The organism is Micromonospora sp. NPDC049662, from assembly GCF_040675055.1.
Taxonomy (GTDB): Bacteria; Actinomycetota; Actinomycetes; order Mycobacteriales; family Micromonosporaceae; genus Micromonospora.
The window spans coordinates 26029-47361 of record NZ_JBFAOC010000001.1; the positions used below are offsets into that span (position 1 = coordinate 26029).

Consider the following 21333-nt stretch of genomic DNA (forward strand, 5'->3'; position numbering starts at 1 on the left):
CATCGAGGAAACATCACACGTATGAAGATAGATGTTTGGATGCGGGTCCGCAATCCTCGATCTGCGGCGACAGCCAGGCCCAGCACTCGATCGGCACGAGTGCGGGCATGGACCGGTCAGGCCCGACTACCCCTACCCGGGGGTAACATCAGACGCTCGACGTTATATTGACAGTCCTCAATGGATGATTCATCCTGACCTCGCAGACCATGGACGAGATCACAGCCCACATCACGCTGTGTGACATCCAGCGGGGCTGACTGCCGTCTCGGCGTACGGCACGACGACCGCGACCAGCACACCCGTGGCTCTCGCGCGCCCAGGCACGACCTGACGCGCTGTCGGCCCGTGCTCGCAATCGCCAGTTGCCCGCCCAAACCTAGGAGACGGCATGCGTCGCCCCACAATGATCATTGGATTGATCGTCGGCCTGTTGGTGGCCCTCGGCCTGGCCCCGCCAGCGTCGGCCGCCCCGGCGTTCCGCGCCCTGTTGTTCACCAAGACCGCCGGCTACCGGCACGACTCGATCCCGGCCGGGATCTCGATGATCCAGCAGCAGGCCGCCGCGAACAACTTCGAGGTGGTGGCGACCGAGGACGCGAGCGTCTTCACGGCCGCCAACCTCGCCACCTTCGACGTCGTCATCATGCTCCAGACCTCCGGCATGGTCTGGACCTCGGCCTCCCAGCGCCAAGCCATCGAGGGCTACCTCGCCAGTGGCAAGGGCATCGTGGGCGTGCACAACGCCACCGACATGGGCATCGAGTCTGAGTACCCGTGGTGGGACCAGATGATGAACGGCGGCGCCCACATGCCCGAGCACTCCCCCGGAGTCCTCGCCGGCACCGCCATCGTCGCCGACAAGCAGCACCCCTCGACGGTCGGCCTGCCGGACCGCTGGAGCCGCAGCGAGGAGTGGTACAACTTCGACTCCAACCCGCGCGGCAACGTGCACGTCCTGGTGACCGCCGACGAGCGCACGTACAACCCGGGCTCGCGGGCGATGGGCCCGGACCACCCGATCTCGTGGTGCCGCAACACCGGTGGCGGACGGGTGTGGGCCACCGCGATGGGCCACGCCATCGACTCCTACAGCGAGACCTACTTCCGCAACCACGTCCTGGGCGGCATCAAGTGGGCCGCCGGCAACCTGCCCGGCGACTGCGGCGGCACCGTCTGGGGCAACTTCGAGAAGCGCACGCTCGACGACAACACCGCGGACCCGATGGCGCTGTCCGTGCTGCCGGACGGTCGCGTCCTGTACGTCCAGCGGGGTGGCCAGGTCAAGATCTTCAAGCCGAGCACGAACAGCACCGTCACCGCCGCCACGCTGAGCGTCTACACCGGCGGTGAGGACGGCCTCACCGGCGTCGCGATAGACCCCGCATTCGCCAGCAACGGATACGTCTACCTGTACCACTCACCCGCGAGCAGCTCGACCGACGTCAACCGGGTGTCCCGCTACACGCTCTCCGGTGACACGCTCAACCTGTCCACCGAGGCCCGGATCATCGACATCCCCGCGTACCGGGACCGGACCTTCGCGGAGCCCGGACACACCGGCGGCTACATCGACTTCGGCCCGGACGGCAACCTCTACATCGGCACCGGCGACGACACGCCGCCCAACCTCGACCCCAACTGGCAGGGGTACGCCCCGCTGGACTGGCGCTCGGGCAAGTCCAACCTGGACGCCGCCCGCTCCGCCGGTAACACCAACGACCTGCGGGGCAAGCTGCTGCGCATCAAGCCCTCGGCCAGCGGCGGGTACACCATCCCGACGGGCAACCTCTACCCCCAGGGCACGGCGCAGACCAAGCCCGAGGTGTACGCCATGGGCTTCCGCAACCCGTTCCGCTTCTCGATCGACCCGGTCACCGGCTGGGTCTACCTGGCCGACTACGGGCCGGACCGCAACCCGCCGACGACCAACCGCGGCCCGGAGGGTCTCGTCGAGCTGAACGTGATCAAGACGGCCGGCAACTACGGCTGGCCGTTCTGCCACGGCAACAACCAGCCGTACGCGCCGTTCAACCCGGACACCGGTGTGGTCGGGGCGAAGTTCAACTGCAGCGCGCCGGTCAACAACTCGCCCAACAACACCGGCCTGGTCAACCTCAAGCCGGTCGTCTCGCCGAACATCTGGTACGGCTACCCGGCCTCGACGACCTTCCCCGAGCTGGGCTCCGGCGGGTCGGCCCCGATGGGCGGCCCGGTGTACCGGTACAACGCGAACAACCCGTCGGCGACGAAGTTCCCGCCGTACTACGACGGCGTGCACTTCTTCTACGAGTGGGCCCGCAACTACGTCAAGGAGGTCCACTTCGACTCCTCGACGGCGGTCACCCGGACCAACCCCTTCCTGCCCGGCGGCAACTTCAACAAGCCCATGGACATGGAGTTCGGCCCCGACGGTTCGCTGTACCTGCTGGAGTGGGGCTCGAACTTCGGCGGCGGCAACAACGACTCCGGGCTCTACCGGATCGACTACATCCAGGGCGGCCGGTCACCGATCGCGAAGGCCGTCGGCACGCCGACCAGCGGCAGCGCCCCGCTGACCGTCCAGTTCAGCAGCGCCGGCACAAACGACCCGGACCCTGGCAACACCCTCAGCTACCAGTGGACCTTCGGTGACGGTGGTACGTCCACGGCAGCCAACCCGACACACACCTACACGACCAACGGCGACTACACCGCACAGCTGAAGGTCACCGACAACACCGGCAAGACCGGCTTCGCCAACGTGCAGATCACCGTCGGCAACACCGCCCCGGTGGTCACCATCAACGTGCCGCCCAACGGCGGCATGCTGAACTTCGGCGACAAGGTCTCGTACACGGTCAGTGTCTCCGACCCCGGCGGCGCGGCCATCGACTGCACCAAGGTGTTCGTCAACCCGGCCCTCGGCCACGACGACCACGCCCACGAGACCACCGAGTACCCGGGCTGTTCGGGGACCATCTCCACCGACCTGCTCGGTGGGCACCCCGAGGGCGCGAACCTGTACTACGTGCTCAACGCCCGCTACACCGACAACGGCGGCTCGGGTGGCGGCTCGCCGCTGACCGGCTACGCGCAGGCGATCCTGCAGCCGAAGCACAAGCAGGCCGAGTATTTCAGCAGCCAGTCGGGCATCCGGGTCGTCGACCAGAGCGCCGCGGAGAGCGGTAAGCGCGTCGGTGACATCTCCAACAACGACTGGGTAGCGTTCAACCCGATGAGCCTGTCGAACATCAGCACCGTCAGCTACCGGCTGTCCTCGCCCAGCGGCGGCGGAAGCATCGAGCTGCGGGCCGACTCGCCGACCGGCACCCTGCTGGCCACCACGTCGGTGCCCAGCACCGGCGGCTGGGACAACTACCAGTCCACGGCGGCGACGAGCGTCGCGGCCCTGTCCGGGACGCACACCCTCTACATGGTGTTCAAGGGCAGCTCGTCCAACTGGTTCGACCTCGACGCCTTCACCTTCGGCGGCAACGGCGTGGGGGTGCCCGGCGGCAGCGACCCGGGTACCGGTGGCGTGGCCGGGAAGACCTGGACCCTCACGGCCCAGCACAGCGGCAAGCTGATGGACGTCAGCGGGGTCTCCACCGCCGACGGCGCCCAGGTCGTGCAGTGGGCGGCCACCGGGGGCAACAACCAGAAGTGGCAGGCGGTGGACGCCGGCGGCGGCGCCGTCTACCTCAAGGCGGTGCACAGCGGTAAGTGCCTCGACGTCGTCGGCGGCTCGACCGCACAGGGCGCCTTCCTGCAACACACCACCTGCAACAACTCCAACCAACAGAAGTTCACCGTGACGGCGACCGGCACCACCGGGGTCTACACGGTCAAGAGCGCGCTGAGCGGGCTCTGCCTGGACGTCAACGGCGCCTCGACCGCTGACGGGGCCCGCCTGCTGCAGTGGGGCTGTCACAGCGCCGCCAACCAGCAGTGGCGGTTCACCCAGGTCTGATCACCGGACCTGGCGCGAACGAAGCGCCGGCCACCCGCTCCTGACGACGGGTGGCCGGCGCTCCGGCTTTTCAGCGCCGCGCCGTCAGCGGAGCAGTCCGGCGTCGCGCAGCGCCACCCACAGCCGCTCCGGGACGTCCGCGTCGAAGCGGCGCAGGGTCTCGGTCACCTGGGCCTCGTCCCGCAGGCCGACCACCGTCGAGACCACCACCGGGTGCCGGCGGACGAACGCCAGCGCCGCCTGGGGCAGCGTGACGCCGTGCTCCTGGCAGACCGCCGCGATCCGGCGGGCCCGTTCGATCACCTCGGGCGGCGCCTGCTGGTAGTTGTAGGTCGCGTCGGCCGGCGGCTGGTCACGGGCCAGCAGCCCGGAGTTGTAGACCCCGGCGATCACCACGCCCACCCCCGCGGCCTGCGCGGCCGGCAGCAGGTCGTCGGCCGCGCCCTGTTCGAGCAGGGTGTAGCGGCCGGCGCACATCACCACGTCGATGTCGGTCTCCTGGACGAAGCGGGCCAGCATCGCCGACTGGTTCATGCCGGCGCCGATCGCGCCGACGACCCCCTGGTCACGCAGCTCGACCAGGGCCGGTACCGCCTCGGTCGCCGCCTGCTCCCAGTGCTCGTCCGGGTCGTGCAGGTAGACGACGTCCACGCGGTCCAGGCCGGTGCGGTCCAGGCTGGCCTCCAACGACCGCAGGACGCCGTCGCGGCTGAAGTCCCAGACCCGCCGGTGGTCGGCCGGCACGTCGAACCCCTCGGGGTCGCGGTCCCGCGCGCCCTCGGGCGAGGGTACGAGCAGCCGCCCGACCTTCGTCGACACCACGTACTCGTCGCGGGGCCGAGACCGCAGCGCCGCCCCCAACCGCCGCTCGGACAGGCCGAGACCGTAGTGCGGCGCGGTGTCGAAGTACCGGATGCCGGCGTCCCAGGCGGTGTCGACGGCCGCCGCGAACTCCTCGTCCGACGTCCCCCGGTACAGGTTGCCGCCCTGCGCCGCGCCGAAGCCCAGCGTGGTGAGGCGTACCCCCGGTCGCCGGGGCAGCTCCCGGCCCGTCACGGCTCCCCCAGCCCGTACGCGCGGGCGGCGGTCTCCCGCCAGATCGACGCCTGCTCCGCGTCGGCGAGCGGTTCCAGCAGATCGGCGAGGACGCCGACCCACCGGGTGTAGGAGCTGGCGAGCAGGCACACCGGCCAGTCGGAGCCGAACATGAGCCGGTGCGGTCCGAACGCGTCGAGCGCGTGGTCGATGGCGGGGCGCAGGTCGGCAGCGGACCAGGACGAGCCGTCCACCTCGGTCACCAGGCCGGAGAGCTTCGCGGTGATATTCGGCTCGGCGGCGAGCGCCCGCAGGTTGGCGGGCCAGTCGCCCAGGTCTCCCCTGCCGAGCGACGGCTTGGCGAGGTGGTCCAGGACGAACGACACCTCGGGCAGGTCCCGGACGAGCCGCGTGGCCGCCGGCAGTTGATGGTCGCGGACCAGCAGGTCGTAGGCGAGACCGGCGGCCCCGACGGCCGCGATGCCCCGCCGGACGTCGCGCCGGTCGAGGTACGCCGGGTCGGGCTCGGACTGGACCAGGTGGCGGATGGCGACCAGCCGCTCCCCGCCGCGGGCGGCGCGCAGCCGGTCGAGGCGCTCGTCGATGTCGTCGGCGGCGAGGTTGACCCAGCCGACGACGCCGCCGATGAGGGGATCGTCGGCCGCGATGCCCAACAGGTGTTCCGTCTCCGCCACGGAGGCGATGGACTGCACGACGACGGTCTCGGTGACCCCGGCGGCCCGCGCCGCCGGAGCGAGATCCGCCGGGGTGAAGTCGTTGTCGATGGCCGCCATCGTGTCCGGGTCGATCCACGGTTGCGGGTGCCGGGCGCGGACCCAGAGGTGGTGGTGCGCGTCGATGATGCCGGGACGCCCGGTCGGCGTGGGCCCGGTCATCGGCCCAACCATCCGCCGTCGACGGGCAGGACGGTGCCGTGCACGTAGTCCGACGCGCTGGCGGCCAGGAACACGGTGGCGCCGGCCAGGTCGTCGGCGCGTCCCCACCGGCCGGCCGGGATCCGACCCAGGATGGCGTCGTTGCGTACCGGGTCGTCGCGCAGCGCCTGGGTGTTGTCGGTGGCGATGTACCCGGGCGCTATCGCGTTGACGTTGACGCCGTGTCCGGCCCACTCGTTGGACAGCGCCTTGGTCAGCCCGGCGAGGCCGGACTTGGCCGCCGTGTAGCTCGCGACGTTGATGCCGCCCTGGAAGCTCAGCAGCGAGGCGGTGAAGATGACCTTGCCGTGGCCCCGGTCGACCATCCGCCGGCCGATCTCCCGGGTCAGCACGAACTGGCTGGACAGGTTGACCTGCATTACCCGGTCCCACATCTCGTCGGGGTGCTCCACGGCCGGCGCCCGGGCGATCGTGCCGCCGTTGTTCACCAGGATGTCCACCGGCGCGACCGCCTCGGCCTCCTCGGCCAGCCGGTACACCGCGGCCCGGTCGCCCAGGTCGGTCCGGATGGCGGTGAACCGGCGACCGGCGGCCTCGACGCGCCGTTGGACCTCACTGCCCTCCGGCTCCAACTGCGCCGACACCCCGATGATGTCCGCGCCGGCCAACGCCAGGGCCTCGGCCATCGCCAGGCCGATCCCCCGCCGGGCCCCGGTTACCAGGGCGGTCCGTCCGGTCAGGTCGAACAGGACGCTCATCGCTCCTCCTCCCGCCAGTCGAGCAGCACCTTCATGACACCTCCGCCGGACTCCAGGGCCGTGAACGCGTCCGTGACGCCGGCCACCGGGAGCACCCGGGAGATCAGCTCCTGGGCCGGGATGACGCCCGCCGCCACCAGCCGGATCGCCTCGACGACATCCTCGCGCCGGTACAGCCGCGCGCCCAGCAACTCCAGTTCCCGCCAGAAGAAGCGGTGCAGGTTCACCGGACGTGGCTGCGGGTGGATCGCCACCATCACCAGCCGGCCCCGGGTGGTCAGCACGTCCACCGCCGTGCCGACGCCGGCGGCCGAACCGGACACCTCGAACGCGACGTCCGCGCCCGCGCCGCCGGTCCGTTCGTTGACCAGCGCCACCACGTCGGTCGGCCCCGGGTCGACGGCCTCGATGCCGATGCCCGACGCGACTCCGCGCCGGAAACCGTCCGGTTCGACGAGCAGGACCTGGGCCCCCCGCTCACGGGCGACGGCGGCGATGAGGACGCCCACCGGGCCCCCGCCGACGACGACCACGTGCTCGCCGGACGCCACCTGTGCCCGGCCGACGTCGTGCACCGCCACGGCGACGGGCTCGACGAGCGCCGCGCGGTCCAACGGCAGTTCGTCGGGGAGCGGCAGCACCAGGTCGGCCGGCACCGTCCAGGACGACTGCATCGCGCCGGGCGAGTCGATGCCGAGGAAGTCCATCGCGTGACAGATGTGCGAGTGGCCACGACGGCACGCCGGGCACTGCCCGCAGGCGCGCGTGGGCATCACGGTGACGGGCTGCCCGACCCGCAGATCGGTCACGCCGTCGCCGACCGCGGCGACGCGCCCCGACATCTCGTGTCCCAGGACCGCCGACGCGCCGACCCGGGCGTCCATGTCGCCGTGGAAGATGTGCAGGTCCGTACCGCAGATCCCGGTGTACGCCACCGCGATCCGTACCTGGCCGGGGCCCGGCGGTTCCGGTGCGCGGTCCTCGATCCCGAGGTCCCGTGCTCCCTTGTAGACAACTGCCTTCACTGCTGCTCCGTCTCGACGTGGTTGGTACGTACGGTGCGGGTGACAGGGCGGCCGGAGCCGCGTCCGCGGTGTCGGCGCCACGGACACGGTAATCATCCGACCAATTGCGGTCCAGTGCGGATACGGTCCGTGCCGGCTCAGTGCCGCAGCGGCGCCACGTCGTTCGGGGACGTGACCGCGTCGACGAGCAGGGCCTCGACCCCGGCCGGCACGGCGGCGACCGGGTGCTCGGCCACGGCGAGCAGCCGCTTGCCGGCTCGCTCCGGACGGACGTTCGGGCTGTCGGCGGTCGGAGTGCCCGGACGGTGTCCGGCGGCCGCGATCGCCGCCTCGTCCACCCGTACCCCGAGGCCGGGTGTCTCACCCAGGACGAACGCGCCGTCCTCGACGTGCAGGTCGAGGCCGATACCCGTCGGTGGTCGGAGATCCTGCAACTCGCTGACCAGGTGGTTGGGCACCGAGGTCGCGGCGTGCAGGAGACCGACGGGGATGTTGCCGATGGGGCTGACCGGTAGGTCGTTGGCGTGCGCCAGCGCCGCCACCCGCAGGAAGTGGGTGACCCCCCAGACCGCGGCCGTCTGCACGATGTCGACCGCGCCCGCCGCGATCAGCGGCCGGTACTGCTCCAGCCCGGTGAGGTTCTCACCGGTGGCGATCGAGGCCCGTACGCCCCGCCCCACGGCGGCCAGGCCCTCGGCGTCCCAGCGGCGGACCGGCTCCTCGATCCAGATCAGATCGAGGGTACGTTCCAACTCGGCCACGTGGCGCACGGCCTGCTTGCGCGACCACGCCTCGTTGACGTCGAGCATCAGGCCCGGCCGTCGGCCGTGACCGGCCTCGGTCAGCACCTCCCGGACCAGGCCGAGCCGGTGGCGGTCCCGCTCGATGTCGAGACCGCCCTTGAGCTTGGCGGCCCGCAGGCCGTACCCGGCATAGACCTCGTACTCCGCGACCAGTTCGTCGTCGGTCAGCCCGATGTCGAGACCGGAGGCGTACGCGGGAACGCGCCGGTCCCGCCCGCCGAGCAGGCGCCAGAGCGGCTCGCCGGCGATCTTCGCCTTGATATCCCACAGGGCGGTGTCCAGCGCGCCGATCGTCCCGAACACCAGGCCGGCGTGCCCGGCCTTGAACGTCTGCCGCAGCATCCGGTCGTACAGGGTGGACACCGCGCGGGGATCTTCCCCTTCGATGGCCGGGAAGATCTTGTCGATCTCCACGTGCGGCCCGAGGCCGATGCCGTCGATCCCCTCGTCGGTCTCGACGATGGTGATCGGCAGTGTCGTCACGCCGTCGGGGAACACGCCGTTGGCGTCGCCGACGGGTCGGCCCCACTCCTGGACCGTCGTCAGGGTTCGATACCCGGTGATGCGCATGTCAGCCTTTCGTGGAACCAGCGGCGACGCCGTCGGCGATCTGGCGCTGAAGGAACAGGTAGACCGCCAGGACCGGGATCGCGGCGATGAGCACCCCGGAGGCGAAGGTGGGAATGTCCTCGGAGTACTGCCCCCGCAGCGAGGTCACCCCGACCATGAGGGTCCGGTGGTCGGCCGACGGCATCAGCAGCAGCGAGATGAGCACGTCGTTCCAGCAGAACAGCGTGTTGAGGATGCCCACGGACAGCAGCGCCGGAGCGCCCAGCGGCAGCATGATCCGCCGGTAGACGCCGTACACGGTGTTGCCGTCGATCCGGGCCGCGTCGACGATCTCCGCCGGGATGGTGCGGTAGTAGCTGGTCATCAGGAAGACCGTGAAGGGCAGGAACTGCGCGACGTACGCCAGGATCAGCCCCGGGTACGTGTCGACCAGACCGCTGTCGGCCATCACCCGGGCCAGCGGCACCATGATCACCTGGAAGGGGATGAAGAGCGCCGCGAGGCAGCCGATGAACAGCGCCGTCGAGCCCCGGAAGCGCAGTTGGCTCAGCGCGAAGCCGGCCATCGACCCGAACAGCAGCAGCAGGAACACCGCGCAACCCACCACGAGGATCGAGTTGGCGGTGTACCGGCCCATGCCGACGCTGGTCCACGCCTTGGTGATGTTCTCGAAGTGCAGGGAGTCCGCCAGCCCGAAGCGGTCGAGGATGTACTCCCGGCGGGTCTTCATGGCGACGTTCGCCGTGAACAGGAGGGGGTAGATCGTCGCGACCGCGAGGAGCCCCATCGGGATCACGAGCAACCATCTGCCCAGTCGGACGCGGGACATCAGTCCTCCCTCCCCGCGCGTCGGAGCAGCTTGAGCTGTAGCAGCCCGACGACGAGCATGATGACGAACAGAACGGTGGACGCGGCCGACGCGAGGGCCGGTCGGTTCATCCGCCCCTGTTGGATCCAGATGTAGTACTCCGGCAGGTAGGTCGAGCCCTCCGGACCGCCACTGGTCATGACGTAGAGCAGGCCGAACATGGACGTCAGCATCCCGATCATCGTGGTCACGAAGACGAACTGGATGGTGCGGGTCAGGCTGGGGATGATCACGTGCCAGATCACCTGGGCCAGGGACGCGCCGTCCACCCTCGCGGCGTCCAGCAGGGCCGCGTCCAGGGTCGCGAAGCCCGCGAGGAAGACGACCAGGGCCATTCCGAAGGTCGCCCACACGTGCACACCGACGACCGCGAACATGGCGACGTCCGGATCACCGAGCCAGTCCACCGGCCCGATGCCCACCGTGGACAGGACAACGTTGACAGGACCGTCAAACGAGAGCAGCAGATTGAAGATCGCGCCGACGATGACCGGGGACAGCACGGCCGGGAAGAAGTAGACGCTGCGGTAGAACCGGTGCCCCGGCACGCGCAGGTAGATGAACGTGGCGAGTAGACCCGGAATGGCCACCGCCACCGGCAGGAGCAGGACCAGCAGTCCCACGTTGCGCAGCGCCTGCTGGAACAGCGGATCCTGGAGCAGGTGGACGTAGTTGTCGAAGCCGACCATCGCCCCGTCGCGGTCGCCGTCGCCGGTGAAGGAGAAGTTGACACCGAGCGCGAGCGGGTACAGCCGCAGCAGCACGAGGATCAGGACGGCCGGGGCGACCAGCACGAAGGGCGCCAGTTGCTCGGCGCGTCGGCCGCCGGCGGCGCGCCGCGAGACGGCGCGGTCGCGAGGCGGCGGTGCGGAGGGCGGGACCCCGCCGGCCCGCCCGGCCGAAGCCGAGCGGACCGACGGGAGCGACTTGCCGATCGTCACGAGATCAGCCCGCCGTGTCCGAGGCGGCCATCTGCTTCACGACCTCGTCCACGCTGATCGAGCCGCTGAGCAACTGCTGCGAGAGGCGGCCCATCAGGTCGAGCGACTTCGAGGAGAGCGCCACGTGCACCGCCGGCTTGCCGGTCTTGAGCGCGGAGACGATCGTGGTGACGGCCGGCCCACTCGCCGACACGTCGATCGTCGTGTCCGCGGTGATCGCGCCGGCGTTGGCGTAGAACGCCTTCAGCGCCTCGGTGGAGCTCAGCGAGCGCACCAGGTCGGCGGCCACCTTCGGGTCCTTGGTCCACTTGGCGACCGCGTACCCGATGCCGCCGTCGTACGGCAGGCTGGGGGTCACGCCGCTGGTCACCGTCGGGGCCATCATCACGCCCAGCTTCTCCGGCGTGATGAACTCGTTGAAGTCCTTCCAGTGCCCGATGTCGGACATGAGGCCGATCATGTGGGCGGCCTTGCCGGACTGGAACACGGCGAACGCGTCGTTGAACAGGGCGGTGGAGTTCGCGCCGTCGTTGTTCAGCTTGGCGGTGCCGGTCTCCTTCCACAGCTCGAAGAGCCGCTTGACGTTCGGCGACTTCCAGTCGCGCTTGCCGGCGATCCAGTTGTCGTATTCCTGCGGGGTCAGCACGCCCGATGCCATGGCCGACAGGAAGAACTGGATGCCGTAGCCCTCCTTGTTGCCGACGGAGAAGCACTTGGCGCCGGTCTGCTTGGTGATGACACCGCAGTTGGCGACGAACTCCTGCCAGGTCGTGGCGGGCTTCGCCGGGTCGAGACCGGCCTTCTCGTAGAGCGTCTTGTTGTAGTAGATCGGGTGGCCCTGCAGCGTCACCGGAGAGGCGTACGTCTTGCCGTCCTTCGCGAACGCCTCCCAGCCGGCCAGCCGCTGCCGGTCCTCGCCGACGTACTCGTCGAGCGGCTGGAGCGAGGCCACCCGGTCGCGGATCTGGCCGCCACCGTTGAACAGGATGACGTCCGGCCCCTTGCCCGACTGGAGGGCCGCGCCCAACAGCGTGTAGTACTCCTCGAACGGCTGGGCGACGAACTCGACCTTGACGTCCTTGTGCTTCTTGGCGAAGTCGGCCTTGGCCTTCTCCACGTACTGGGCGGAGCTGGCCTCGCCGGACTTCCAGTCCCAGACGACCAGCTTCTTGTCCGAGCCTTCGGACGATGAACCCGAACCTGTCGCGCTTCCACAGCCTGTCAGGGCCAGCCCTGCAACGAGGACCGCGGACCACACTGCTCGTTGCTTCATCGTTGCTCACCTTCATATGGGGAGTGGCCGAGACGCCGGCCGTCGATGCAAGATTGACGAGAACGTAACTCGTATGACGTCTGACGTCAACGGTTGCCCGTACACTGGGGCGGACTTGTGGGCCCGCTCCCGCGGCCACGCGGAGGTGAACGTGACGACATCGAACCAGTCGGCCGTCAACGGCACGGCGACACCGAACTGGACGCGTCGCCCGACGAATCTGGCCCAGGCGATCACGGCCGAGTTGGTGACCCGCATCGTCCAGGGAGCACACCCCTCGGGCACGCCACTGCCCCCCGAGCCGGTGCTCTGCGAGACCTTCTCGGTGAGCCGCACCGTCATCCGGGAAGCGGTGAAGATCCTGCAGGAGAAGGGGCTCGTGCAGGTCCGCCAGGGCAGCGGAACGCTCGTCACCCCACCCTCGTCGTGGGACATGCTCGACGAACTCGTCCTCGCGGCGACCATCGCCGAGGACGACACCCTGGCGATCCTGGACGACCTGGTGGTCACCCGCCGGGTGCTGGAGTCCGACATGGCCAACGTGGCGGCCCGCCTCGCCGACGAGGCGGCGATCGACCGGCTACGCGCCCTGGTGGACCGCATGGACGAGCTGGTCGACGACCACGTCACCTACCAGGAGCACGACCGCGCCTTCCACGACACGGTCATGCAGGCGTCCGGAAACCGCATCGCCCGGGGTGTCGTCCGGTCCCTGGAGAGTCAGGTCGTCAACACCGCCCGGTACATGGGTCAGCCTGAGCGGGCCATGTGCGTGGCGTCGAACCAGGGGCACCGGCGCATCTACGAGCGCATCGCCGCCCACGACCCGGACGGCGCCGCGCAGGCGATGTTCACGCACATCACGGAGGCGTGGCTCGTACGCCGCAGCGGACCGGGGAGCCCCACCCGGTTGCAGCGCTGACCGCTCCACCGACCCCTGGTGCGGCCCCCACGCCGCCCCGTCCGTGAGGCCGGAGCGAAATCCAGGTCCATCCATCGCTTGAGAATGTTAGCGATAACAGACTACCCTCGGGCCGCAGAGGCGAAGGGCACGCTTCACCGCTCCACTCGATCCACCGAGGTCGATGGAGTAGTGCATGACCAACGCCCGCTGGTGGGTGACCGGGCCTCCCCTCAGGGACGTTGACCACCGCCGTCGACGTACGGCGGGCCGCCGCACGCGGGAGCCAGGGTGGACACCCGATCCCCTCCTGCCGTGCTCGCGGCACCGCCGCCGCCCCACCCGAGCGACCCGCGACGACACCCGCGACACGCCGCCAGCGCACGCGGCGGGCCGCCCGCCCGTCGTGACCCACCCTGGAGGTACCGATGCACCCCACACCGCCACCACGGACCACGACCCGGCTCCGGCGCGGTCTCGCCTGGCTCACGAGCCTGCTGCTCGTCTCGACGCTGATGCCGGCCACGGCCGCCCGCGCGGACAACCCCATCGTCCAGCACATCTACACCGCCGACCCGGCGCCCCTGGTCCACAACGGACGCGTCTACCTCTACACCGGCCACGACGAGGACGGCTCCTCGTACTTCACGATGAAGGACTGGCGGGTGTGGTCGTCCGCCGACATGGTCAACTGGACCGACCACGGCTCGCCACTGAGCCTCGCCACCTTCAGCTGGGCGAGCGCCAACGCGTGGGCCGGCCAGGTCGTCGCCCGCAACGGCAAGTTCTACTGGTACGTGCCGGTCACCGCCCGAGCGACCAACTCGATGGCCATCGGCGTCGCGGTCGCCGACAGCCCCACCGGGCCGTTCCGGGACGCCATCGGCCGCCCCCTGGTGGGCAACGGCGAGATCGACCCCACGGTCTTCATCGACGACGACGGTCAGGCGTACCTGTACTGGGGCAACCCGAACCTGTGGTACGTCCGGCTGAACGCCGACATGATCTCCTACAGCGGCAGCGCCACCAAGATCCCGCTCACCACCGCCGGGTTCGGCGCCCGCAGCGGCAACGCGAGCCGGCCCACCCTCTACGAGGAGGGCCCCTGGGTCTACAAGCGCAACGGCACCTACTACAACGTGTTCGCGGCGGAGTGCTGCTCCGAGTTCATCGGATATTCGACCGCCACCGGCCCGACCGGCCCATGGACCTATCGCGGCACGGTCATGCCCCGCCAGGGCGCGAGCTTCACCAACCACCCGGGAGTCATCGACTTCAACGGCGGCTCGTACTTCTTCTACCACAACGGGGCGCTGCCGGGCGGTGGCGGTTACACCCGTTCGGTGGCCGTGGAGAAGTTCACGTACAACACCAACGGCACCATCCCGACGATCAACATGACCACGACGGGCGCGCCGCAGATCGGCACGCTGAACCCGTACGTGCGGCAGGAGGCCGAGACCATCGCCTGGGGCTCCGGCATCGAGACCGAGCCGGCCAGCGAGGGCGGGATGAACGTCGGGTGGATCGAGAACGGGGACTACATCAAGGTCAAGGGCGTCGGCTTCGGTACGGGCGCGACGTCCTTCTCCGCGCGGGTCGCCTCGGCGACGTCGGGCGGCACCATCGAACTGCGCCTCGGTAGCCCCACCGGCACCCGGGTGGGCAGCTGCGCGGTACCCGGCACCGGTGCGTGGCAGACGTGGCAGACCGTCTCCTGCCCGGTCTCCGGCGCCACCGGCACCCAGGACCTGTACCTGCGGTTCACGGGCGGCAGCGGCACCCTGTTCAACCTCAACTGGTGGCAGTTCCAGGCCAACGGCACCACGCCCACTCCGACGCCCACCCCGACGCCGAGTCCGACCGCGGACCCGACGCCGACGCCCATCCCGACGCCCACGACCACTCCCACGCCGACGAGCCCGGCCGGGACGTCCTGCGCGGTCACCAACGCCGTGGTGAACACCTGGCAGGGCGGGTTCGAGGGACGGCTGACAGTCACCAACTCCGGATCGTCGGCGCTCAACGGCTGGCGGGTCACCTGGACGCTCGCCAGCGGGCAGACGGTCTCCCAGGTCTGGAACGGCACCCTCACCCAGTCGGGTAGCCAGGTGACCGTCGCGAACGCCGCCTACAACGGCCAGCTCGCGCCCGGAACCTCGACCACCGCCGGCTACCTCAGCTCCACCACCTCAACCAGCCCTCCGACCACCACCCCCACCTGCACCCCCGCCTAACTCCCCCGGGTTCCCACCCCCAAAAACACCCCCACCCCATCCCCACACCCGTCCGCCGCCGACGTCGATCATGAAGTCAATGCCCCCGATACGCCGATAGGGGAGCAACAACTTCATGATCGACGGGGCGGGGCCGGGGGTGGGGTGGGGGTTCTAGAAGTCGTCGTCGAAGGCGACCGTGCCGGTCACCCCGACCTGGTACGCCGACACCCGCCGCTCGAAGAAGTTGGACAGCTCCTGCACGTCCTGCAACTCCATGAAGGCGAACGGGTTGGCCGACCCGTAGTGCGGCGCGATCCCGAGCTGGGCGAGCCGGCGGTCGGCGACGTGCTGCAGGTACTGGCGCATGTCCGCCAGGGTGAGGCCGGGCACCCCCTGGCCCACCAGGTCCTCGGCGAACTGGACCTCGCACTCGACCGCCTCGGTGAGCATCCGGCGGACCTGGTCGGCCAGGTCGTCGTCGAACAGATCGGGCTCCTCGGCGCGTACGGTCTCGACGACGTCGAACGCGAACGCCATGTGCATGGACTCGTCGCGGAACACCCAGTTGGTCCCCGACGCCAGCCCGTGCAGCAGGCCACGGGAGCGCAGGAAGTAGACGTACGCGAACGCGCCGTAGAAGAACAACCCCTCGATGCACGCGGCGAAACAGATCAGGTTGAGCAGGAAGGTCCGCCGGTCCTCGCGGGTACGCAGCTCCCGCAGGTCGTGCAGGGAGTCGATCCAGCGGAAGCAGAACTCGGCCTTGCGACGGATCGACGGGATGTTCTCGATGGCGGCGAAGGCTGCGAACCGCTCGGTCTCGTCGGGCACGTACGTGTCGAGCAGGTTCAGGTAGAACTGGACGTGCACGGCCTCCTCGAACAGCTGCCGCGACAGGTAGAGCCGACCTTCGGGGCTGTTGACGTGCTGGTACAGGTTGAGCACGAGGTTGTTGGCGACGATCGTGTCGCCGGTGGCGAAGAACGCGACGAGGCGGCTGACCAGGTGCCGCTCGGCCGGCGACAGACGGTCCAGGTCGGCGAGGTCGGCGTGCAGGTCGACCTCCTCGACCGTCCACGTGTTGCGGATGGCGTCCCGGAACCGGTCAAAGAAGTGCGGGTAGCGCATCGGACGGAGAGTCAGGTCCATCCCGGGGTTGAGCAGCATGTGCGTGGTCCTCGCGTCGGTGGTGCTGTCCGTGGTGGTGTCGGCGACGGTCACTGGCACGCCTCGCACGACTCGGGGTTCTCCAGCGAGCAGGCCAGCGCCTCGGCGTCGACCGCGACGGGGAGGACGGGCGGCACCGCGCTGACGGTGGCCTGCTGGATCCGGGTGGCCGGCCGGGACCGCAGGTAGTAGGTGGTCTTCAGACCGGTCTTCCAGGCGTACAGGTACATCGAGGAGAGCTTGCCGATGGTGGGCGAGGCCAGGAACAGGTTCAGCGACTGGGACTGGTCGATGAACGGCGCGCGGGCGGCGGCCAGGTCGATCAGCGCCCGCTGCGGCAGCTCCCACGCGGTGCGGAACAGCTCCCGCACGTCGGCCGGCAGCTCCATGACGGACTGCACCGACCCCTCGGCCCGCTTGATCGCCGACCGGATCTGCTCGGTCCACAGACCACGGGCCTTCAACTCGCGTACGAGAGCCGTGTTGACCTGGAGGAACTCCCCCGACAGCGTCTCGCGCTTGAACAGGTTGGACACCTGCGGCTCGACGCACTCGTAGCAGCCGGCGATCGACGCGATCGTCGCGGTGGGCGCGACCGCCACCAGCAGCGAGTTGCGCAGCCCGTACTCCCGCACCCGCTGACGCAGCGCGGTCCAGCGTGCGGCCTGCGTACCCTCGACACCCCACAGGTCCGGTTGCAGGCGCCCCCGCGCGGCCCGGGTCTGCGCGAACGCCGGGTGGGCGCCGAAGTCGCGGGCCAGGTCGGCGGAGGTCTCCAGCGCGGTCAGGTACAGCTCCTCGCTGATCCGGGTGGACAGCTCCCGCGCGGCCGGTGCGTCAAACGGCAGCCGCAGCGCGAAGAACACGTCCTGCAGCCCCATCAGCCCGAGCCCGACCGGCCGCCAACGGGGGTTGCTCGCCGCCGCCTGCGGGGTCGGGTAGTAGTTGATGTCGATGACCCGGTCGAGGAACGTCACCGCCGTACGCACCGTGGCGCGCAGCCGTTCCCAGTCGATGCCCTCATCGGTCAGGTGGGCGGCGACGTTCACCGAGCCGAGGTTGCAGACTGCGGTCTCGTCGTCGCTGGACACCTCGATGATCTCGGTGCAGAGGTTGGAGAGGTGCACCACGTTGCCCGGCTCGGCCGTCTGGTTGCACAGCCGGTTGGCCGCGTCCTTGAAGGTCATCCAGCCGTTGCCGGTCTGGGCCAGGGTCCGCATCATCTTCCCGTACAGTTCGCGGGCCGGCAGCTGCCGCACGTAGCGGCCCTGCGCCTCGGCGGCCCGGTACGCGGCGTCGAACCGCTCGCCCCACAGATCGGGCAGTTCGGGCACCTCGTCGGGGTCGAACAGCGACCACATCTCGTCGGCCTCGACCCGGCGCATGAACTCGTCCGGGACCCAGTTGGCCAGGTTGAGGTTGTGCGTACGCCGGGCGTCCTCGCCCGTGTTGTCCCGGAGCTGGAGGAACTCCTCGATGTCCGGGTGCCACGGCTCCAGGTAGACGCAGGCCGCGCCCTTGCGCCGCCCGCCCTGGTTGACCGCCGCGACGCTCGCGTCCAGTGTGCGCAGCCACGGCACGATGCCGTTGGACTGCCCGTTCGTGCCCCGGATCAGCGCGCCACGGGACCGGACCCGGGAGAACGCGATGCCGATGCCACCGGCGAACTTGGACAGGTTCGCGACCTGGGCGTAGCGCGCGTAGATCGAGTCCAACTCGTCGCGCGGCGAGTCCACGAGATAGCACGAGGACATCTGGGTGTGTCGGGTGCCGGAGTTGAACAGAGTCGGCGAGCTGGGCAGATAGGCGAGGCTGGACATCAGCCGGTAGAAGTCGACCGCCTCGTCCGGCGTACGGGACAGGCCGCAGGCCACCCGCAGCAGCCAGTACTGCGGCGTCTCCAGCACCAGCCGGGTGGTGGGGTGACGCAGCAGGTACCGGTCGTAGACGGTGCGCAGGCCGAAGTACTCGAAGCGGCGGTCGCCGTCAGGGTCGACGGCGTCGTCGAACGTCTCCGCGTGCGCGGCGACGAACGCGGCGGTCTCGTCACCGATCAGACCCTCGGCGTGGCCGGCCCGGATCGCCGCACTGAACGAGGTGATGCCCTGGCGCCGCACCTCCTTGTCGACGTAGCCGGCCAACAGCCGCGCGGCCAGGCGCGAGTACTGCGGCTCCGTACCGATCATCTCGGCCGCCGTCTGGATGGACAGCCGGTCCAGCTCGGCGGTGGTCGCGCCGTCGTAGAGGCCGCTGATCGTGCGGGTGGCCACCCGCATCGGGTCGACCTCGGTCAGGTCGTCGGCCCACCGCTCGACCGCCCGGACGATCTTGTTCACGTCCACGGCCTCGGTGCCGCCGTCGCGCTTGCGCACCTGCATCGGGGTCCGCCGCGCGGCCTCGCCGCTGACCGGGACCACCTGGGTGACTGTCACCACTCACTCCTCGGGAGTTCGAGACCTCAAGGGCCCTCGGACGCGGGGAGACGGACGCCGTCGACGCCAGGCCAGCGCGGGCGTGGGCGAGGTGGCGTCAGCCGTTCCGCGCGGCCTCGGACCGCCGCGCACCCGAGGGTCGGGTACGCGGCGCGCTGGCAGGTCTTCGGACTCGCGGGCGCGACCGGGCCTGCCCGGTCACCTACTGGCCGTCGCTTCCCAGGCCGTTGGCCCAGTGCTGATGACGGCGGTCGTTCCCACTCACCGCTGCGGGACAGTCCCGGACTTGCACCGGGTTCCCTCTTGCCTCGACCACTCACCAGGAGTGGACGAACCAGCTGCGGTCGACACCATATATAGGGGCGAGCACGTTTGTCACACCCCACATGTCGGGTTCGGCGTGTCGCGGTCGCCGATGACGACCCTCGTCGATCGGCTCGGAGCCGGCCGACGAGGCGGTGCCGCCCCGACCGTCGCCATCGGCTTGACCGAGGCGAACCGGCACCGATACGGTCGACCCACTATCTGCGGCGACGCGAGGGAAGCCGGTGAGAATCCGGCGCGGTCGCGCCACTGTGAGCGGCCCCCAGCCCGGGGGGCGCGAGCCAGGACGCTCGGTCGTCCGCAGCCTTGCGATGGGGACGCGTCATCCCCGAGGAGGTTCGTTCACGCATGTCCAGCTCCACGTCCAGCCAGCCGCTGTCGCACCCCGCTGTCCCGACCCGTCTCCTGTGGACGGTCCTGGCCACCGTCGCCGTGCTCGCCCTGCTGGCCTACCTCGTCGCCTTCGATCAGGGGGCGGTCTCGCGCAGCGGGATGTACCTGCACGAGCTGATGCACGACGGCCGGCACCTGCTCGGTGTCCCGTGCCACTGAGCGACACCGGCACCGCACCCACGTTCGTCACGGTCCTGCTGCGCGGGCTGCTCGCCGGCCTGGTGGCCGGCCTGATCGCCGGGACGTTCGCCTACGTCGTCGGCGAACCACACGTCGAGGCGGCCATCGCCATCGAGGAGGCGGCCACGCACGCGGAGGCCGCCGCCGACGGGCACCAGCACGCCGAGGAGGCCGCCGACGGGCACCAGCACGGCGAGGAGGCCCTGATCGGCCGCAACGGCCAACGCGGCGGCCTGTTCCTGGCCACCGGCCTGTTCGGCGCCGCCATGGGCGGCCTGTTGGCCAGCGCGTACGTCCTGCTGGCCCGTCGTCGGCGGACCGCCGACGACGGGCGGTCCGGGCTGTTGCTGGCCGGCGGTGCGCTGCTCGGCACGGTGATCGTGCCGTTCCTCAAGTACCCGCCGAATCCGCCGGCCGTCGGCGACCCGTCCACCATCAACCAGCGCACGGTCACCTACCTGCTGATGGTGGTACTCGGCCTGGTCGCGGTCTGGTCCGGTTCGCTCGGCTACCGGTCGGTGGGTGAGCGCGCGCCCGTGTGGCTGCGGGCCAGCGCGGCGGTCGGCGGTTTCCTGCTGGTCACCGTCGTGTCCTATGTGGCGCTGCCGTCGTTCCAGGAGGTCCCCGGCGACTTCCCCGCGACGCTGCTGTGGAGCTTCCGCCTCGCCTCGCTCGGCACCCAGATGGTGCTGTGGACCGGGATAGGCCTGCTCTTCGCCGCCCTGATGCACCGCCAGCGCGCGGTCGCCGACGCACGACTGGCCGGGTGAGCGCCACCAGCCTGCGGCTGGTCGCCCACGGTCACACCGCCGCCCTGCGGCAGGCCCGGTTCGGCGGGAACGACAGCCTGGACGAGGGCGGCCGGCGTGCCGCCCTCGCCCTGTCCCCCGCCGCTGCGGGCCGTCGCGCAGGCGACGCGGTGGCATGCCTGTCCAGCCCCGCGGCGGCGGCCGTCGAGACCGCCGAGGTTCTCGGGCTCGCGCCCACCGTCGAGGCGGCCCTGGCCGACTGTGACTACGGCGACTGGTCGGGCCGGTCCCTCGCGGAGATCGCCGCGACGCGGCCGGACGCGCTGCGCGAATGGCTGTCCACGCCGGACGCCGCGCCGCACGGCGGTGAGTCGATCCTCGCGGTACGCCAGCGCGTCGGTCGGTGGCTGGACGCGCAGCGCGACGTCGGCCGACGGGTCACCGCCGTCACGCACCCGCTGGTGATCCGGGTCGCGCTCGTGCACGCCCTGGATCTGCCGCTGGCCACGTACCGGCAGTTCGACGTCGCGCCGCTGGCGATCGTCCGACTCACCGGCCACGGCCCGAGCTGGCAGTTCCGCCTGGACGCGGCGCCGGCACCGGCGAACGGGTGACGAGGGTCTACCACGGCTCCTGTCGAGCTGCCCCAGATCCGGGGCAGCGAGGTCGGCGGGCAGTCGCGCGACCCGCGTCTCGGAGCCGAGATCGGGCGGCTCAGAGCTGAGATCGGGCGGCCCGGACGGGTGCCGGGCAGGCCTGGAACGCACGCCCGGCGAGCCTGGAACACAGGGCCCGGCGGGCCTGGAATACACGCCCGGCGGGCCTGGAACGCAGGTCGGGCGGGCCG

16 protein-coding genes and 2 riboswitches are annotated in these 21333 nt (G+C 70.3%); of the genes, 6 read left to right on the top strand and 10 right to left on the bottom strand.

The features are described from left to right. Positions 1-391: 391 nt before the first annotated feature. A complete protein-coding gene (locus tag AB0J36_RS00110) occupies positions 392-3952 on the top strand; it encodes a ThuA domain-containing protein (RefSeq protein ID WP_357121293.1) in 3561 nt (1186 codons plus the stop codon). An 84-nt stretch (positions 3953-4036) separates the two neighbouring features. Here AB0J36_RS00110 and AB0J36_RS00115 read toward each other — a convergent pair whose 3' ends face one another. The 8 genes from AB0J36_RS00115 to AB0J36_RS00150 form a co-directional block, all read right to left on the bottom strand. Continuing rightward, positions 4037-5008: an aldo/keto reductase gene (locus AB0J36_RS00115; RefSeq protein ID WP_357172124.1), complete on the bottom strand. Its 972-nt coding sequence runs from the start codon at positions 5006-5008 to the stop codon at positions 4037-4039. Beyond that, on the bottom strand, positions 5005-5883 hold the full coding sequence (locus AB0J36_RS00120; RefSeq protein ID WP_357392733.1) for an amidohydrolase family protein: 879 nt from the start codon (positions 5881-5883) through the stop codon (positions 5005-5007). Before AB0J36_RS00120 ends, AB0J36_RS00115 begins: the two co-directional genes overlap by 4 nt. Next, positions 5880-6641: an SDR family NAD(P)-dependent oxidoreductase gene (locus AB0J36_RS00125; protein ID WP_357392732.1), complete on the bottom strand. Its 762-nt coding sequence runs from the start codon at positions 6639-6641 to the stop codon at positions 5880-5882. The genes AB0J36_RS00120 and AB0J36_RS00125 overlap by 4 nt, the downstream gene beginning before the upstream one ends. Beyond that, complete coding sequence (locus AB0J36_RS00130; RefSeq protein ID WP_357392731.1) at positions 6638-7666, bottom strand: alcohol dehydrogenase catalytic domain-containing protein; 1029 nt, start codon at positions 7664-7666, stop codon at positions 6638-6640. Before AB0J36_RS00130 ends, AB0J36_RS00125 begins: the two co-directional genes overlap by 4 nt. A 137-nt stretch (positions 7667-7803) precedes the next feature. Beyond that, the gene (locus AB0J36_RS00135; protein WP_357121278.1) at positions 7804-9039 is read right to left on the bottom strand and encodes a mandelate racemase/muconate lactonizing enzyme family protein; all 1236 of its coding nucleotides are present in this window, start codon (positions 9037-9039) and stop codon (positions 7804-7806) included. Position 9040: 1 nt separating this feature from the next. Then, positions 9041-9868 carry a carbohydrate ABC transporter permease gene (locus tag AB0J36_RS00140; protein WP_355050068.1) on the bottom strand — a complete coding sequence of 276 codons (828 nt, stop codon included), beginning with the start codon at positions 9866-9868 and terminating at the stop codon, positions 9041-9043. Continuing rightward, positions 9868-10848: a sugar ABC transporter permease gene (locus tag AB0J36_RS00145; RefSeq protein WP_357121272.1), complete on the bottom strand. Its 981-nt coding sequence runs from the start codon at positions 10846-10848 to the stop codon at positions 9868-9870. The genes AB0J36_RS00140 and AB0J36_RS00145 overlap by 1 nt, the downstream gene beginning before the upstream one ends. Before the next feature lie 4 nt (positions 10849-10852). Further along, positions 10853-12121, bottom strand: a complete 1269-nt coding sequence (locus AB0J36_RS00150) for an extracellular solute-binding protein (RefSeq protein WP_357121269.1) — start codon at positions 12119-12121, stop codon at positions 10853-10855. Between the two features lie 151 nt (positions 12122-12272). On the opposite strand from AB0J36_RS00150, the gene AB0J36_RS00155 reads away from it, so the two are divergent. Together AB0J36_RS00155 and AB0J36_RS00160 are read left to right on the top strand one after the other, a co-directional pair. Beyond that, positions 12273-13043: a FadR/GntR family transcriptional regulator gene (locus tag AB0J36_RS00155; protein ID WP_357121266.1), complete on the top strand. Its 771-nt coding sequence runs from the start codon at positions 12273-12275 to the stop codon at positions 13041-13043. A gap of 407 nt (positions 13044-13450) precedes the next feature. Continuing rightward, on the top strand, positions 13451-15259 hold the full coding sequence (locus AB0J36_RS00160; protein ID WP_357172122.1) for a family 43 glycosylhydrolase: 1809 nt from the start codon (positions 13451-13453) through the stop codon (positions 15257-15259). A 153-nt stretch (positions 15260-15412) separates the two neighbouring features. On the opposite strand, the gene AB0J36_RS00165 is transcribed toward AB0J36_RS00160, so the two are convergent. Together AB0J36_RS00165 and AB0J36_RS00170 are read right to left on the bottom strand one after the other, a co-directional pair. Beyond that, positions 15413-16408 (bottom strand): ribonucleotide-diphosphate reductase subunit beta, encoded by a 996-nt coding sequence (locus tag AB0J36_RS00165; RefSeq protein WP_357392754.1) that lies wholly within the window; start codon positions 16406-16408, stop codon positions 15413-15415. 50 nt (positions 16409-16458) lie between these two features. Then, positions 16459-18786 (bottom strand): ribonucleoside-diphosphate reductase subunit alpha, encoded by a 2328-nt coding sequence (locus AB0J36_RS00170; protein ID WP_357392753.1) that lies wholly within the window; start codon positions 18784-18786, stop codon positions 16459-16461. Between the two features lie 193 nt (positions 18787-18979). Continuing rightward, a riboswitch (cobalamin riboswitch) is annotated at positions 18980-19194 on the bottom strand. 186 nt (positions 19195-19380) lie between these two features. Then, a riboswitch (cobalamin riboswitch) is annotated at positions 19381-19454 on the top strand. A gap of 58 nt (positions 19455-19512) precedes the next feature. Between AB0J36_RS00170 and AB0J36_RS00175 the strand changes: the two genes are divergently transcribed. Genes AB0J36_RS00175 through AB0J36_RS00185 form a run of 3 tightly spaced genes read left to right on the top strand, consistent with a single transcriptional unit; the run spans position 19513 to position 21100 of the window. After that, a complete protein-coding gene (locus AB0J36_RS00175; RefSeq protein WP_357172121.1) occupies positions 19513-19716 on the top strand; it encodes a CbtB domain-containing protein in 204 nt (67 codons plus the stop codon). Continuing rightward, positions 19707-20507 (top strand): CbtA family protein, encoded by an 801-nt coding sequence (locus AB0J36_RS00180; RefSeq protein WP_357392730.1) that lies wholly within the window; start codon positions 19707-19709, stop codon positions 20505-20507. The genes AB0J36_RS00175 and AB0J36_RS00180 overlap by 10 nt, the downstream gene beginning before the upstream one ends. Further along, positions 20504-21100 (top strand): histidine phosphatase family protein, encoded by a 597-nt coding sequence (locus AB0J36_RS00185; RefSeq protein ID WP_357121254.1) that lies wholly within the window; start codon positions 20504-20506, stop codon positions 21098-21100. The genes AB0J36_RS00180 and AB0J36_RS00185 overlap by 4 nt, the downstream gene beginning before the upstream one ends. The last annotated feature ends 233 nt before the right edge of the window (positions 21101-21333 follow it).

Bases quoted from the DNA above. Each gene is read 5' to 3' on its own strand.
- AB0J36_RS00170 (WP_357392753.1), bottom strand. From the start codon at position 18,786: ATGCAGGTGCGCAAGCGCGACGGCGGCACCGAGGCCGTGGACGTGAAC.
- AB0J36_RS00125 (WP_357392732.1), bottom strand. From the start codon at position 6,641: ATGAGCGTCCTGTTCGACCTGACCGGACGGACCGCCCTGGTAACCGGG.
- AB0J36_RS00175 (WP_357172121.1), top strand. From the start codon at position 19,513: ATGTCCAGCTCCACGTCCAGCCAGCCGCTGTCGCACCCCGCTGTCCCG.
- AB0J36_RS00135 (WP_357121278.1), bottom strand. From the start codon at position 9,039: ATGCGCATCACCGGGTATCGAACCCTGACGACGGTCCAGGAGTGGGGC.
- AB0J36_RS00120 (WP_357392733.1), bottom strand. From the start codon at position 5,883: ATGACCGGGCCCACGCCGACCGGGCGTCCCGGCATCATCGACGCGCAC.
- AB0J36_RS00165 (WP_357392754.1), bottom strand. From the start codon at position 16,408: ATGCTGCTCAACCCCGGGATGGACCTGACTCTCCGTCCGATGCGCTAC.
- AB0J36_RS00110 (WP_357121293.1), top strand. From the start codon at position 392: ATGCGTCGCCCCACAATGATCATTGGATTGATCGTCGGCCTGTTGGTG.
- AB0J36_RS00160 (WP_357172122.1), top strand. From the start codon at position 13,451: ATGCACCCCACACCGCCACCACGGACCACGACCCGGCTCCGGCGCGGT.
- AB0J36_RS00150 (WP_357121269.1), bottom strand. From the start codon at position 12,121: ATGAAGCAACGAGCAGTGTGGTCCGCGGTCCTCGTTGCAGGGCTGGCC.
- AB0J36_RS00140 (WP_355050068.1), bottom strand. From the start codon at position 9,868: ATGTCCCGCGTCCGACTGGGCAGATGGTTGCTCGTGATCCCGATGGGG.